Annotated in this window: 10 protein-coding genes; 8 read left to right on the forward strand and 2 right to left on the reverse strand. The window is 66.5% G+C overall.

Annotated elements, in window-relative coordinates; translation table 11 throughout:
* The first annotated feature begins 8 nt into the window (after positions 1-8).
* From lgt to pyk, 4 genes are all read left to right on the forward strand, one after another.
* On the forward strand, positions 9-989 hold the full coding sequence (lgt, locus tag AC1M2K_RS14295) for a prolipoprotein diacylglyceryl transferase (RefSeq protein ID WP_480241472.1): 981 nt from the start codon (positions 9-11) through the stop codon (positions 987-989).
* A 145-nt stretch (positions 990-1134) separates the two neighbouring features.
* Positions 1135-5712, forward strand: coding sequence for a glutamate synthase large subunit (gene gltB, locus AC1M2K_RS14300; protein ID WP_480241473.1), 4578 nt, complete (start codon positions 1135-1137; stop codon positions 5710-5712).
* On the forward strand, positions 5705-7162 hold the full coding sequence (locus AC1M2K_RS14305; RefSeq protein WP_480236489.1) for a glutamate synthase subunit beta: 1458 nt from the start codon (positions 5705-5707) through the stop codon (positions 7160-7162). The genes gltB and AC1M2K_RS14305 overlap by 8 nt, the downstream gene beginning before the upstream one ends.
* A gap of 87 nt (positions 7163-7249) precedes the next feature.
* Positions 7250-8689: a pyruvate kinase gene (gene pyk, locus AC1M2K_RS14310; protein WP_480241474.1), complete on the forward strand. Its 1440-nt coding sequence runs from the start codon at positions 7250-7252 to the stop codon at positions 8687-8689.
* Between the two features lie 60 nt (positions 8690-8749).
* Here pyk and AC1M2K_RS14315 read toward each other — a convergent pair whose 3' ends face one another.
* The gene (locus tag AC1M2K_RS14315; RefSeq protein WP_480241475.1) at positions 8750-8920 is read right to left on the reverse strand and encodes a hypothetical protein; all 171 of its coding nucleotides are present in this window, start codon (positions 8918-8920) and stop codon (positions 8750-8752) included.
* Positions 8921-9071: 151 nt separating this feature from the next.
* Between AC1M2K_RS14315 and AC1M2K_RS14320 the strand changes: the two genes are divergently transcribed.
* Both AC1M2K_RS14320 and ku read left to right on the forward strand, forming a co-directional pair.
* Positions 9072-9608: a DUF6328 family protein gene (locus AC1M2K_RS14320; RefSeq protein ID WP_480241476.1), complete on the forward strand. Its 537-nt coding sequence runs from the start codon at positions 9072-9074 to the stop codon at positions 9606-9608.
* A 33-nt stretch (positions 9609-9641) separates the two neighbouring features.
* Positions 9642-10481 carry a non-homologous end joining protein Ku gene (ku, locus tag AC1M2K_RS14325; protein WP_480236485.1) on the forward strand — a complete coding sequence of 280 codons (840 nt, stop codon included), beginning with the start codon at positions 9642-9644 and terminating at the stop codon, positions 10479-10481.
* Between the two features lies 1 nt (position 10482).
* Here the strand turns inward: ku and AC1M2K_RS14330 are convergent, their stop codons facing one another.
* Complete coding sequence (locus AC1M2K_RS14330) at positions 10483-11976, reverse strand: FAD-dependent oxidoreductase (protein WP_480241477.1); 1494 nt, start codon at positions 11974-11976, stop codon at positions 10483-10485.
* 166 nt (positions 11977-12142) lie between these two features.
* Here AC1M2K_RS14330 and AC1M2K_RS14335 point away from each other — a divergent pair, with 166 nt between their 5' ends.
* Together AC1M2K_RS14335 and AC1M2K_RS14340 are read left to right on the forward strand one after the other, a co-directional pair.
* The gene (locus AC1M2K_RS14335; RefSeq protein WP_480241478.1) at positions 12143-13024 is read left to right on the forward strand and encodes an SDR family oxidoreductase; all 882 of its coding nucleotides are present in this window, start codon (positions 12143-12145) and stop codon (positions 13022-13024) included.
* 69 nt (positions 13025-13093) lie between these two features.
* Entirely contained in the window at positions 13094-14062 is a 969-nt protein-coding gene (locus AC1M2K_RS14340) for a DNA topoisomerase IB (protein ID WP_480241479.1), read from the forward strand.
* The last annotated feature ends 12 nt before the right edge of the window (positions 14063-14074 follow it).

The following is a 14074-nucleotide window of genomic DNA, read 5'->3' on the forward strand; positions in this document are numbered from 1 at the left end:
AGAAAGGCATGGAGTCAGTGTCCATCCACCTGAGCATCCCGAGTCCGGACATCAGTTCCGTCCAACTCGGTAACTTTACGATTCACTTCTATGCCCTCTGCATCCTCGCGGGTATCGTCGCTGCCGCGTTCTTCACGAACCACAGGCTGACGAAGCGCGGCGCCGAGCCGGGCATCGTCCTCGACATCATCCTCTGGGCCGTTCCGTTCGGCATCGTCGGCGCACGCATCTTCCACGTGCTCACCCACCCGAACGACTACTTCTACCCGGGTGCGGACCTGCTGCGCACCCTGTACATCTGGGAGGGCGGCATCGCCATCTTCGGCGCCCTGATCGGTGGCGCCATCGGAGCCTGGATCGGCTGCCGCGTCACCGGCATCCGGTTCTGGACCTTCGCAGACGCTGTCGCCCCAGCGCTGCTGCTCGCCCAGGCCTTCGGTCGGTTCGGCAACTGGTTCAACCAGGAACTCTTCGGCATCCCCACCACCCTGCCGTGGGGCCTCGAGATCGACGAGTCGAACCCGGCTTGGCCGGTCGGACTGCCGGCAGGCACGCTGTTCCACCCCACCTTCCTCTACGAAGTTCTCTGGAACCTCGCCGGTGTCGTCGTCCTTCTCGCGCTCGAGCGGTTCTTCCGGCTCCAGTGGGGCAAGGTCCTCGGCCTCTACCTCATCTGGTACGGCCTCGGCCGCACCGTCTGGGAGTCCATCCGCATCGACCCGAGCGAGGTGTTCCTCGGCCTGCGGGTCAATGTCTGGGCCGCACTGCTCGCCATCCTCGTCGGCCTGGTTATTCTCGTCGTGCAGTCCCGCCGCCACACCGGTCTCGAGCCTGGACCGTACGTCACGGGCCGGGAATGGGATGGGGCCGGCGCTGGGGTACAATCGTCACACACCGATTCGGAATACGTGGATCTCGGCGAGCCCGAGGATTCCACCCCTGCTCCGGTGGATGCCGTCGCCACAAGCGAGACCGGCTCGAAATCATAGGTTTGCCTGTACCCGACGGCTGCTAGCCACCAAGCCACTCGCCTGGCGTGTGCGATCACACAGCCCACTGTCGGGCGGCGAACCCTCAACTTCCCCGGGCCATCGTCGTCCCACCGCCGCTATTTCTTTGTGAGGACGGTTACCGATGGAGCCTCGACCCACGTTTTCCCAGTTCAGCCTCGTTCCGCCCAAGCAGGGTCTCTACAACCCTGCCGGTGAGAAGGACGCCTGTGGGCTGGCCATGGTTGCCACACTCAGGGGCACGGCCGGTCACGACATCATCGTTCACGCGCTCGACGCGCTGCGGAACCTCGAGCACCGTGGAGCCATCGGCTCAGACGCGGGCACAGGCGACGGCGCCGGCATCCTGACGCAGATCCCCGACGAGTTCTTCCGTGCGGTGACCGGCTTCGAGCTGCCCCCGATGGGTCAGTACGCGGTCGGCATGGCGTTCCTCCCGCTCGACGACGACGCGAGGGCCGACCTCAAGGCGGGCATCGAACGCCTGGCCGCTGACGAGGACCTGGCCGTCCTCGGCTGGCGCGACGTTCCGACCGACCCCGAGAACCTCGGCAAGCTCGCGCACGACGCGATGCCCGCCTTCGAGCAGTTGTTCCTGTCGAGCACGATCACCACGGATGCCAGCGAGCCCGTCTCCGGCATCGCTCTCGACCGCCAGACCTTCCGGCTGCGGAAGCGCGCCGAACGCGAACTGAACGCATACTTCATCTCGCTGTCCTGTCGCACCGTGGTCTACAAGGGGATGGTGACGACGCTCCAGCTCGAGCCGTTCTACCCCGACCTCAGTGACGAGCGTTTCGCATCGAAGCTCGCGATCGTCCACTCCAGGTACTCGACGAACACGTTCCCGTCCTGGCCGCTCGCGCAGCCACTGCGCATGATGGCGCACAACGGCGAGATCAACACGGTCGAGGGAAACCGAAACTGGATGCGGGCGCGCCAGTCCCAGCTCGAATCCGAGCTGATCGGCGACATCCGCCCCCTCCTCCCGATCATCACTCCCGGCGCGAGCGACTCGGCGTCGTTCGACGAAGTGCTCGAGCTTCTGACGCTCACCGGGCGGACGCTGCCCCACGCCATGATGATGATGGTGCCTGAGGCTTGGGAGAAGCAGGCGGGCCTCAACCAGGAACTCCGGAACTTCTACGAGTTCAACTCGATGCAGATGGAACCGTGGGACGGCCCCGCCGCGCTCACCTTCACCGATGGGACCCTCGTCGGCGCGACCCTCGACCGCAACGGCCTCCGCCCAGGCCGCTGGCTCGAGACCACTGACGGGCTCGTCGTGCTCGGCAGCGAGATCGGCGTGCTCGACATCGCCCCCGACCGGGTCAAGCGCAAGGGCCGGCTCCGTCCAGGCAAGATGTTCCTCGTCGACACCGAGGCCCAGCGCCTGATCGAAGACGACGAGATCAAAGAGAACCTCGCGGCGTCTCAGCCGTGGGGAGACTGGCTGCAGGCCGGCCGGATCAACCTCTCCGACCTGCCGGAGCGCGAGCACATCGTGCACACGCCTGCCTCGGTCACCCGCCGCCAGCGCACCTTCGGCTACACGGAGGAAGAAGTCCGCATCCTCCTGCGCCCGATGGGACAGACCGGAGCCGAACCGCTCGGCGCCATGGGATCGGACACCCCGATCGCCGCACTGTCCAAGCGCCCGCGCCTGCTGTTCGACTACTTCACCCAGCAGTTCGCCCAGGTCACCAACCCGCCTCTCGACTCGATCCGCGAGGAGGTCGTCACCTCCCTTAAGCTCGGGCTCGGCCCTGAGCGGAACCTGCTCACTTCAGGTCCGGAGCACGCCCGCCAGGTCGTCCTCGACTTCCCGGTGATCGACAACGACGAACTCGCCAAGATCCAGCACATCGATCCCAAGCACGGTTCGAGGACCACGACCACCATCCGCGGCCTGTACCGTTTCGATGAGGGTCCCGACGCCCTGCGCAACCGCCTCACCGCCATCTGCGCCGAAGTCGACGAAGCCATCGAGGCCGGCGCCCTCTTCATCGTGCTCAGCGACCGCGACTCGAACAAGGACCTCGCGCCGATCCCGTCTCTCCTCCTGCTCGCCACCGTGCACCACCACCTCATCCGGGCGGAGAACCGGCTGAAGGTCGGACTCGTCGTCGAAGCCGGCGACGTGCGCGAGGTCCACCACGTCGCCACGCTGATCGGATACGGCGCCTCAGCCATCAACCCGTATCTGGCGATGGAGACCTGCGAGGACCTCGTCCGCAGCGGCATGATCGAAGGAGTGACCGCCGAGAAGGCCGTTCGCAACGTCATCTACGCGCTCGGCAAGGGCGTGCTGAAGATCATGTCCAAGATGGGCATCTCCACGGTGTCGTCCTATGCAGGCGCTCAGTGCTTCGAAGCCGTCGGCCTGAGCCAGGACTTCGTCGACGAGTACTTCACCGGCACGGAGTCGAAGCTCGGAGGCGTCGGCATCGACGTGATCCAGGCCGAGAACCTCAAGCGCCACCAGGCCGCGTACCCGCTGAACACCGCCGAGACCTCGCACGAGCGCCTCGAAACGGGCGGCGAATACTCCTGGCGCCGTGACGGCTCGCCCCACCTGTTCAACCCGGACACCGTGTTCCGCCTGCAGCACTCGACCCGCACCAGACGGTACGACATCTTCCGCGACTACACGCGGCTCGTCGACGACCAGGCCGAGAACCTGATGACGCTACGCGGCCTGTTCAAGCTCAAGACGGCCGAACGCGAGCCGGTTCCCCTCGACGAGGTCGAATCGGTCGCGTCGATCGTGAAACGGTTCTCGACCGGCGCGATGAGCTACGGCTCCATCTCGCAGGAGGCACACGAGACGCTCGCAATCGCCATGAACCGGCTCGGCGCCAAGTCGAACACCGGTGAGGGCGGCGAGGACACCGACCGCCTGCTCGATCCCGAACGCCGAAGCTCCATCAAGCAGGTGGCATCCGGCCGGTTCGGCGTCACGAGCATGTATCTCACCCACGCGGACGACATCCAGATCAAACTCGCCCAGGGCGCCAAGCCCGGCGAGGGCGGCCAACTGCCGCCGACGAAGGTGTACCCGTGGGTGGCGCGCACCAGGCACGCCACAGCGGGCGTCGGGCTCATCTCGCCGCCGCCCCACCACGACATCTACTCGATCGAGGACCTCAAGCAGCTCATCTTCGACCTCAAGCGTGCCAACCCGTCCGCGCGGATCCACACGAAGCTGGTCAGCCAGTCGGGAATCGGAGCCGTCGCTGCCGGAGTCGCCAAAGCGCTCTCCGACGTCATCCTCGTCTCGGGTCACGACGGTGGGACGGGCGCCAGCCCGCTCAACTCGCTCAAGCACGCCGGGACACCGTGGGAGCTCGGCCTGGCCGAGACCCAGCAGACGCTCATGCTCAACGGCATGCGCGATCGCGTCGTTGTGCAGGTGGACGGCCAGCTGAAGACCGGCCGGGACGTCATCATCGGTGCCCTGCTCGGCGCTGAGGAGTTCGGTTTCGCCACAGCGCCTCTCGTCGTCTCAGGGTGCGTCATGATGCGCGTCTGCCACCTCGACACCTGCCCGGTCGGCGTCGCCACCCAGAACCCCGTGCTCCGCGAGCGGTTCACCGGCAAGCCGGAATTCGTCGTGAACTTCTTCGAGTTCATCGCGCAGGAGGTCAGGGAGTACCTGGCGGAACTCGGATTCCGCACGCTCGAGGAGGCCATCGGCCACAACGAGCTCATCGACGCCAACACGGCCATCGAGCACTGGAAGGCGTCCGGGCTCAACCTCGAGCCGATCCTCATCGGCCCGTCGTTCCGCCCTGGCGAGCCGAAGACGCACGCCCGCGACCAGAAGCACGAACTCGAGAAGCACTTCGACGTCGAGCTGATCAAGCGCAGCCACAACGTGCTCGACCACGGCGGGCAGATCAGGATCGACCTCCCGATCCGCAACACCGAGCGCGCCGTCGGTACCATGCTCGGCCACGAGGTCACCCTCCGCCATGGCGAGAACGGACTGCCGGCGAACTCGATCGACGTCCACCTGACCGGCTCGGCCGGCCAGTCGCTAGGCGCGTTCCTGCCCAACGGCATCACGCTGCGCCTCGAAGGCGACTCCAACGACTACGTCGGCAAGGGTCTCTCCGGCGGCGAGATCATCGTGCACCCCCCGAAGACCAGCACGTTCGCGGCCGAGGACAACGTCATCGCCGGAAACGTGATCGGCTACGGTGCCACACAGGGCAGCATGTTCATCTCCGGTATCGTCGGCGAACGGTTCCTCGTGAGGAACTCAGGAGCAACGGCCGTCGTCGAAGGCGTCGGAGACCACGCCCTTGAATACATGACCGGGGGACTGGCGCTCATCCTCGGGTCGACGGGGAGGAACCTCGGGGCAGGAATGTCCGGAGGAACCGCCTATGTCTTCGATCTCAAGCCGGAGCAGGTGAACCGCGAAGCCGTCCAGCTCGGCGAGCTCGAACTCACCGAACTCGGCAGCGCGGACGTCGAGATCGTCCGTGACCTTCTCGAGCGCCACGTCGCCGAAACAGGGTCCGCCCTCGCAACCCGGTTGCTCGCCCACTTCGACGACACCGTCGCAAGATTTGTCAAAGTCCTGCCCCGCGATTACGCAGCAGTGCTGCGCACCCGCCAGGACGCCGTCACCGAGGGTCTCGACCCCGACGGTGATGTCGTCTGGGGCCGAATCCTGGAGGTAACCGGTGGCTGATCCCAAGGGATTCCTGAAGGTCACGGAACGCGAACTGCCCAAGCGGCGCCCGGTCCCGATCCGTCTGATGGACTGGAAAGAGGTGTACGAGCAGGGTGACTCGACCCAGCTCCGGCGCCAGGCCGGTCGCTGCATGGACTGCGGCGTGCCGTTCTGCCACCAGGGCTGCCCGCTCGGAAACCTCATTCCGGAGTGGAACGACCTCACCTGGCGCGGGGAGGGCAGGCAGGCCATCGAGCGCCTCCACGCCACCAACAACTTCCCCGAATTCACCGGACGGCTCTGCCCTGCGCCGTGTGAAAGCTCGTGCGTGCTCGGAATCAACCAGCCTGCCGTGACCATCAAGCAGGTCGAGGTGTCGATCATCGACCAAGCCTTCGCGAACGGCTGGGTCGACTCCCACCCGCCGGAGAGCCTGACGGGCAAGACCGTCGCCGTCGTGGGCTCCGGCCCTGCCGGCCTGGCCGCTGCCCAGCAGCTCACCCGCGCCGGTCACACGGTCGCCGTGTACGAGCGGGACGACCGCATCGGCGGACTGCTCCGTTACGGCATCCCGGACTTCAAGATGGAGAAGAAGCACATCGACGCCCGTCTCAAGCAGATGGCTGACGAAGGAACGCGCTTCCGCGCCGGAGTCAACATCGGCGTCGACATCACCTGGGACGACCTCCGCTCACGCTACGACGCCGTCATCATCGCCACTGGCGCCATGGTGCCGCGCGACCTTCCGATTCCCGGCCGCGACCTGGCCGGCGTGCACTTCGCCATGGACTACCTGGTCCCGCAGAACAAGGCGGGTGCAGGCGACGACGTTCCCGGCCAGATCACGGCCGAGGACAAGCACGTCGTCGTGCTCGGCGGTGGCGACACCGGAGCGGACTGCATCGGAACCGCGCACAGGCAGGGTGCCGCATCCGTGACCAACCTGGCCATCGGCAAGCAGCCGTCGCCGGTGCGCACTGACGCACAGCCCTGGCCGACCATGCCGACCCTGTTCGAGATCCAGAGCGCCCACGAAGAAGGCGGCGACCGGGAGTACCTCGTGTCCACGGTCGAGTTCCTCAGCAACGAGTCCGGCGAGGTCCGCGCCATCCGGGTGGCCGAGACCGAGTTTCTCGACGGACGCCGCGTTCCCAAGAGCGGCACCGAGCGGGAGATCCCGGCCGACCTCGTGCTCCTCGCCCTGGGGTTCACCGGACCTGAGTCCGAGCACATCGCCCCGCAGCTGGGAGTCCCGTTCGACAACCGCGGAAACGTCGAGCGCGACAACGACTACCAGACCAGCGAACCGGGCGTCTTCGTCGCCGGGGATGCCGGACGTGGGCAGTCGCTCATCGTCTGGGCCATCGCCGAAGGCCGGGCAGCGGCATCCGCCGTCGACAAGTACCTCGAGGGCGAAACCAGCCTGCCGTCCCCTGTACGCCCGACCGATCACGCCATCTCGCTCTAGACTCGGTGGCGAGGCTTCTCGCCTCCTCCTCCTTTTCCCCTCAGATCCCGCCAGTGCGCGTTCGCGCAGAAATATGGAGCAGCACCTATGAGACGAGCTAAAATCGTCGCGACCCTCGGCCCGGCAACCGCCAGCTATGAGAACATCCGCGCCATCATCGACGCCGGAGTGAACGTGGCCAGGATGAACCTCAGCCACGGATCGTACGACGTCCACGAGGGTGTCTACGCCAACGTTCGGAAGGCCGCTGCCGACGCCGGCAAGCCGGTCGCTGTGCTCGTCGACCTGCAGGGTCCGAAGATCCGCCTCGGCAAGTTCGAGGGCGGCCCGTACGACCTCGCCGAAGGCGACATCTTCAAGATCACCACCGAGGATGTCATCGGCACCAAGGAACTCTCCGGCACCACCTTCAAGGGCCTGCCGAACGATGTGAAGCCCGGTGACTTCCTCCTCATCGACGACGGCAAGGTCAAGGTCAAGGTCCTCGAGACGGACGGCGTCGTCGTGACCACCGAGGTCATCGTCGCAGGAGCCGTCTCCAACAACAAGGGCATCAACCTGCCCGGCGTCGCCGTCAACGTCCCCGCCCTGAGCGACAAGGACGAGGCGGACCTCCGCTGGGGCCTCAGGCTCGGTGCCGACTTCATCGCGCTGTCCTTCGTGCGCAACGCCGAAGACATCCGCCGCGTCCACGAGATCATGGACGAGGAAGGCAAGCGCCTCCCCGTCATCGCAAAGATCGAGAAGCCGCAGGCCGTCGACCACCTCGAAGAGATCATCGACGCCTTCGACGGCATCATGGTCGCCCGTGGTGACCTCGGCGTCGAACTTCCGCTCGAGGCCGTCCCGATCGTCCAGAAGCGCGCCGTCGAACTCTGTCGCCGGATGGCAAAGCCGGTCATCGTCGCCACGCAGATGCTCGAATCGATGATCTCCAGCCCGATCCCGACCCGCGCCGAGACGTCGGACGTCGCGAACGCCGTCCTCGACGGTGCTGACGCAGTGATGCTCAGCGGCGAGACCAGTGTCGGCGCCTACCCCGTGATCACCGTGCAGACCATGGCCCGCATCATCGAGTCCACCGAGGACCACGGCCTGGAGCGTATCCAGCCGCTCGGAACGAAGCCGCGCACCCAGGGTGGTGCCATCACGCTGGCCGCCAGCGAGGTTGCCGAGTTCGTCGACGCCAAGTTCCTCTGCGTCTTCACCGAGTCGGGTGACTCCGTACGCCGGATGGTCCGCATCCGCCACACCATCCCCGTCCTCGGATTCACGCCAGAGGAGAGCATCCGCCGCCGGATGCAGCTCAACTGGGGAGTCGAGACGTTCCTCGTCGACCGCGTCACCCACACCGATGCCATGTTCGGCCAGGTCGACGACATCCTGCTCGGAACCGGCAGGGCAGCCATCGGAGACAAGGTCGTCGTGATCTCCGGTTCCCCTCCCGGAATCACCGGTTCAACCAACGACCTCCGCGTGCACAAGGTCGGCGACGCACACCACGGCGTGGTGCCCGCCTACCAGTAGCCCAGGCCGCACGACACAGCGCGGGTCCCGTTCGGGGCCCGCGCTGTGTCGTTTCCGGCGCTACAGGTCGTCGGGGAGCACGTCGTCCGGCTCGTAATCCGCCTCATCGATCGGCCGGTCGTCGTCGAATGCGATACCGAGGTCATCGTCGTCGAGGTCGTCGGGCAGGATCGCCAGTTCCTCGTCCTCGTTGTACTCCACCGGGTAGTCGTCCGGTATGGGATTCGTCATGTCGGTCGCTCTCCTCACCGTTTCCGGGCGGGCGCGTGTGGATCTACGCCCGCGTGTGCAGGAAAGGTTAGGCTGGCGGACGCCGGGGCGGAAGCCCCTGGCCGTCACTCATGGCAGTGGCAGGATGAGGCGACGGGAACGGAGCGACACGATGGTGACCGAGCACGACGGGGACGCCGTCCGGCCCAGCGCCGACGCGGTCCACGACGGCCGCAGCGAGACCGAGACCGAGCGGTCCGACCGCAACTGGGCCGACCTGCTCCAGGAGCTGCGGGTCCTGCAGGCAGGCACCCAGATCCTCACGGCCTTCCTCCTGGCGATCGCTTTCCAGCCGCGGTTCACCGAGCTCGATGCGTTCCAGCTCGGCCTCTATCTCACACTTGTCTCGGTGTCGATCCTGACAACGGTCCTCAGTCTCTTGCCGGTGAGCGCCCATCGCATCCTGTTCCGCCACCTGGTCAAAGAGGCGACGGTGCGGATCGGCGACCGGATGCTCAAGGCGGTCCTCGTCGGAGTGTCCCTGACGATGATCGGAACCGCGATGCTGATCTTCGACTTCGTCCTCGGACACCAGGCCGGGGTCGTCGCCGCCGTCGTCGTCACCGTCATCACCGTGTCGCTCGGCCTGCTGCTTCCCCTGATCGTGCGGCACACGATGTCCAGGCGCGACGAGGACGGCAAGGGGTAGGCACCGACCGCCCCGCTGGTGTTCACTGGGGGGATGAGAGCTATCTGGAAGGGCGCGATCACCTTCGGACTGGTCAACGTGCCGGTGAAGGTGTACAGCGCGACCGAAGACCACGACATCGCCCTCCATCAGGTGCATGACAAAGACGGCGGCCGCATCCGCTACCAGCGTCGCTGCGAGATCTGCGGCAAGATCATCAAGTACGAGAACATCGACAAGGCCTACGAGGACGGTGACAGGACGGTGATCCTCACCGCCGAGGACATGGCCTCCCTTCCCGAGGAGAAGAGCCGGGAGATCGAGGTCGTCGAGTTCGTCCCCAGCGACCAGGTCGATCCGATCATGTACGATCGCAGCTACTTCCTCGAACCGGACTCCTCGTCGGCGAAGGCCTACGTGCTCCTGCGCAAGACCCTCGAATCCACCGACCGGACAGCGATCGTGCAGTTCGCCCTCCGCCAGAAGACCCGCCTGGGGGCGCTGCGGTCCCGCGACGGCGTGCTTCTCATCCAGACGCTGCTCTGGGAGGACGAGGTGAGGAAGGCGGAGTTCCCCGCACTCGATGAAAAGGTGCGGATCTCTGCGAAGGAACTCGAACTCTCGGCGTCGCTCGTCGACAGCTTCGCCGACGATTTCACACCGGAGAAGTTCCACGACGACTACCAGGACCAGTTGCGCAAGCTCATCGAGGCCAAGCTCGAGCAGGGCGACGCCGTCGACACGGATGCCACCTTCGGCGAGACCGGCGATGAGGCCGGCGAATCCGGCGAGGTCATCGACCTCATGGAGGCACTCCGCCGCAGCGTCGAGAAATCGCGCACCGCCAAGAAGAAGGCACCGGCCGCGAAGAAGAAAGCCAGCAAACCCGCCTGAGTCAGTCGTTCAGAGGGAGGACTGCCGGACCTTCGAGAACGTCGCCTGCAGGGCTGAACCGCGACCCATGCAACGGGCAGTCCCATGACCGCTCTGCGCTGTTCCAGCCGACGATGCCTCCGAGATGGGTGCAGACAGCAGATCGACGCCGCGTGACACCGTCCACCGTGCAGACCGCGACGGGGGAGACACCGTCCCTCACGACGACGCCATCGCCTTCCGCAGGCGCATCTGCGGGCTCGGGCGACAGTTCGGCTGCCACCCAGCCGTGTGCCAGGTCGGCTGCCACGTGTGCTCCCGCCCCCAGTGTGCTGCCCACTGAGGTGAATGCGGGCGGCCGGTCCTCCAGGCTGACCGCCCAGCCCGGCCGGGCTCCTGACATCCGGCCGGAGATGGCTATCGCCGCAGCCACGCCGTTGGTGAGGCCCCACTTGTCGTAGCCGGTCGCCACGAACACCCGGTCGTCGCCTCCGGTGATGGGACCGAAGTGGGGAAGGTGGTCGGTGGAATGGTAGTCCTGAGCCGACCAGGAGTGCGTCGGCACGGCGTCGGGGAACAGAGCGGTCGTCCACTCCACGAGGTCCTCCACCCGCGCGGACGTCGGTGCGCCCTTCCCGCCCCGATGCCCGTTGCCGCCGACGACCAGGTAGCGCCCGTCCTCGCGTCCTGCGTCCCTGATCGTCCTCGACGGTTCGTCGACAGACAGGTACATGCCCTCCAGCGAATGATCAGGCCAACGATAGGCGAGAGCGTACGAACGACGGGGTTCGAGCGTGGCGAAATGGCCCCCGCGTTTCGGGAACGGCGTTCCTGTGGCCACGACGACGCGGTCGCCGGTGACATCGCCCCTGTTGGTCGACACGACACAGGGGTCGCCCGAATCGACCTCGGTGGCGCGGACCCCTTCCATGACGAACCCGCCGTGGCGCCGAACAGTGCGCACGAGCGAATCGAGGATGTCGACAGCGTCGACCTGGAACTGGCCGGGAAGGCAGACCGAGGCTGTGATCGGGAACGGCAGCTCCAGGGTTCGTCTCGCGGAGACTGCGAGACCCAGATCGGATGCCGCGTCGAGCTCTGCCTCCACGATCGGAGCGCCGGCATCCGTCGTCGCGTACGTCACAGCGGTCCGTTCGTCGAATGGAACGGCGTTGTCGCGGAGGTGCCGCATCAACCAGTCCTGCCCGGCCCTGTTCGCCGCAACGTACGCTTCAGCGAGCTCGCGGGACACGGCATCCCGGATCTGCGACAGCTGGGAACCCTGGAGCAGGGTCACCTTGCCTGTCGTGTTGCCGGTGGTGACAGAGCCGACATGTCGCGCCTCGAGGACGACGACGGAGCGGCCCTGTTCGGCGACCATCGCGGCGAGGGAGAGGCCGGAGATCCCTCCGCCGATCACGACGACGTCGACGGCGTCGAGCGAACGCCATTCGTCCGTCGGAATCGGCGAGGGACGGTCGAGCCAGAGCGAGCGGCGCAGCGGCGGATCGAACATGGGTTCCGTCCTTTCGACGTGGCGCACGGAGCGCCCACAGCCGCACAACGCTACTGGGGTTCCGACGGAACACGCCAGCCCCTTGAACGCGCCGAGAGCCGCAGCGTATGGTGGCTGCCACTGTCAGCTGGACGCCTCGTGCGCCCGGACCAACGAAAGGCGTGGTGTGACCGCGAAGAACCCCGACCCGAGGACGAAATACACCTCGGAGGATTTCCCCCGCCAGGAGCAGGACCAGCCCGGCCTCACCGCCAAGACCTCGCCGACGCCCGACCACGGCGAGCACAGTTATGTCGGGAACGGCAGGCTCACCGACCGGGTCGCACTGATCACCGGCGGCGACTCAGGAATCGGGCGGGCCGTCGCGATCGCCTTCGCCAGGGAAGGCGCGGACGTCGCGATCGCCTACCTTCCCGAGGAACAGGACGACGCCGAGGACACGGCGACCTGGGTGGAGAATGCGGGCAGACGGGCGCTGCTCCTGCCCGGAGATGTCACGGACGAGCAATTCAGCACAGACATCGTCGAACTCACGATGGGGGAGTTCGGCCGTCTCGACGTGCTCGTACTCAACGCCGCGTACCAGGAGAACAGGAACGGACTCGAGAACCTTCCGACCGCAGAATTCGACCGGGTGTTCAAGACGAACCTCTACGGACCGATGTGGACGGCGCGCGCAGCGATCCCGCACCTCAAACCCGGGGCATCCATTCTCACGACCGCGTCGATCCAGGCGTTCCAGCCTGCCCCCGAACTGATCGATTACGCCATGACGAAAGCTGCTCAGGTCGCGTTCACGAAGGCACTGGCCGATCAGCTCGGCGATCGGGGGATCCGCGTCAACGCGGTCGCTCCCGGTCCGATCTGGACCCCGCTCATCCCGGCGACCTCATGGCCGGACAAGGTGCCCACGTTCGGACAGGACACACCGCTGGGCCGGGCAGGCCAGCCGGCCGAGCTCGCGCCTGCATACGTCTACCTAGCGTCGGACGAGGCATCGTACGTCTCAGGAGCCGTCCTGCCGGTCACCGGCGGCAAGGCGCTGTGAACCCGTCTCCCAGGAATGTAAGGGGCGCCATGCCGAAGGGGAACGAACGCACACAGGGACGGAGCCGCCGTGCCGCGCCTGCGCCGGAGTGACCCCACCGCCCCAGGCCTGGGGCGTCGACGGACCCGTTCAGGATTCCGCTATGTCGATGAGGGAGGTCACCCGCTCCGGGATGAGGCGACGATCGAACGGATCACCGCACTCGTCATCCCGCCGGCGTGGTCGGATGTCTGGATCGCGCCCCATCCGAACGCCCACATCCAGGCCGTCGGAACAGACGGTGCGGGACGCAGGCAGTATCTCTACCACGAGGCCTGGTCAAGGAAGCAGGCGGAGCGAAAGTTCGACAGGGCCCTCGACCTGGCGTCGGCGTTGCCGTCCGCCCGCAGGCTGGTGACACTCGATCTTCGCGGGGTGACCGGCTCGAAGGAACGCGCCCTCGCCGCCGGCTTCCGTCTCCTCGATTCCGCGAGGCTCAGGGTCGGGAGCGAACGGTTCGCCCTCGAGCACGGCAGCCACGGACTGACCACATTGCTCTGTGCCCACGCGACGGTGAGCGGCGACCGGGTCCTCCTCGATTTCCCCGGCAAGAGCGGACAGGCATGGTCGAGTGACACCGAGGACGAGGACCTCGCCGCCGTCATCCGATCCCTGAAGACCCGAGGTCCACGGGCTCGGCTCCTCGCCTGGAAGTCAGACAATCACTGGCGCCCGCTCAACGCCCAGGAGGTCAACGAATACGTGCGCAGGCGCACGAACGGCGACTTCACGGCCAAGGACTTCCGCACGCTTCACGGGAGCATCATCGCGGCCACCGCCCTGCGCCGCCTGGGGCCGGCGTCCAATGCCACCCGGTGCGCCAGGAACGTCGTTGTCGCAGTGAAAGAGACGGCAGAAGCGCTGGGCAACACTCCCGCGATCGCGCGGTCGAGCTACATCGACCCTCGTGTGCTTGACCGCTACCAGACCGGCGATCTGCTCGAGAATCGGGGGATCGCGCCGGAGACGGCGCTGAGGAACCTCATCCTTGGTTCCTGATCCGGCGCCGGA

The organism is Mycetocola sp. Y171 (genome assembly GCF_056713165.1).

What these genes read in the sequence shown, in the direction of transcription:
- gltB (WP_480241473.1), top strand. Translation starts at nt 1,135, where the DNA reads ATGGAGCCTCGACCCACGTTTTCCCAGTTCAGCCTCGTTCCGCCCAAG.
- AC1M2K_RS14320 (WP_480241476.1), top strand. Translation starts at nt 9,072, where the DNA reads ATGGTGACCGAGCACGACGGGGACGCCGTCCGGCCCAGCGCCGACGCG.
- AC1M2K_RS14330 (WP_480241477.1), bottom strand. Translation starts at nt 11,976, where the DNA reads ATGTTCGATCCGCCGCTGCGCCGCTCGCTCTGGCTCGACCGTCCCTCG.
- AC1M2K_RS14315 (WP_480241475.1), bottom strand. Translation starts at nt 8,920, where the DNA reads ATGACGAATCCCATACCGGACGACTACCCGGTGGAGTACAACGAGGAC.
- pyk (WP_480241474.1), top strand. Translation starts at nt 7,250, where the DNA reads ATGAGACGAGCTAAAATCGTCGCGACCCTCGGCCCGGCAACCGCCAGC.
- lgt (WP_480241472.1), top strand. Translation starts at nt 9, where the DNA reads ATGGAGTCAGTGTCCATCCACCTGAGCATCCCGAGTCCGGACATCAGT.
- ku (WP_480236485.1), top strand. Translation starts at nt 9,642, where the DNA reads ATGAGAGCTATCTGGAAGGGCGCGATCACCTTCGGACTGGTCAACGTG.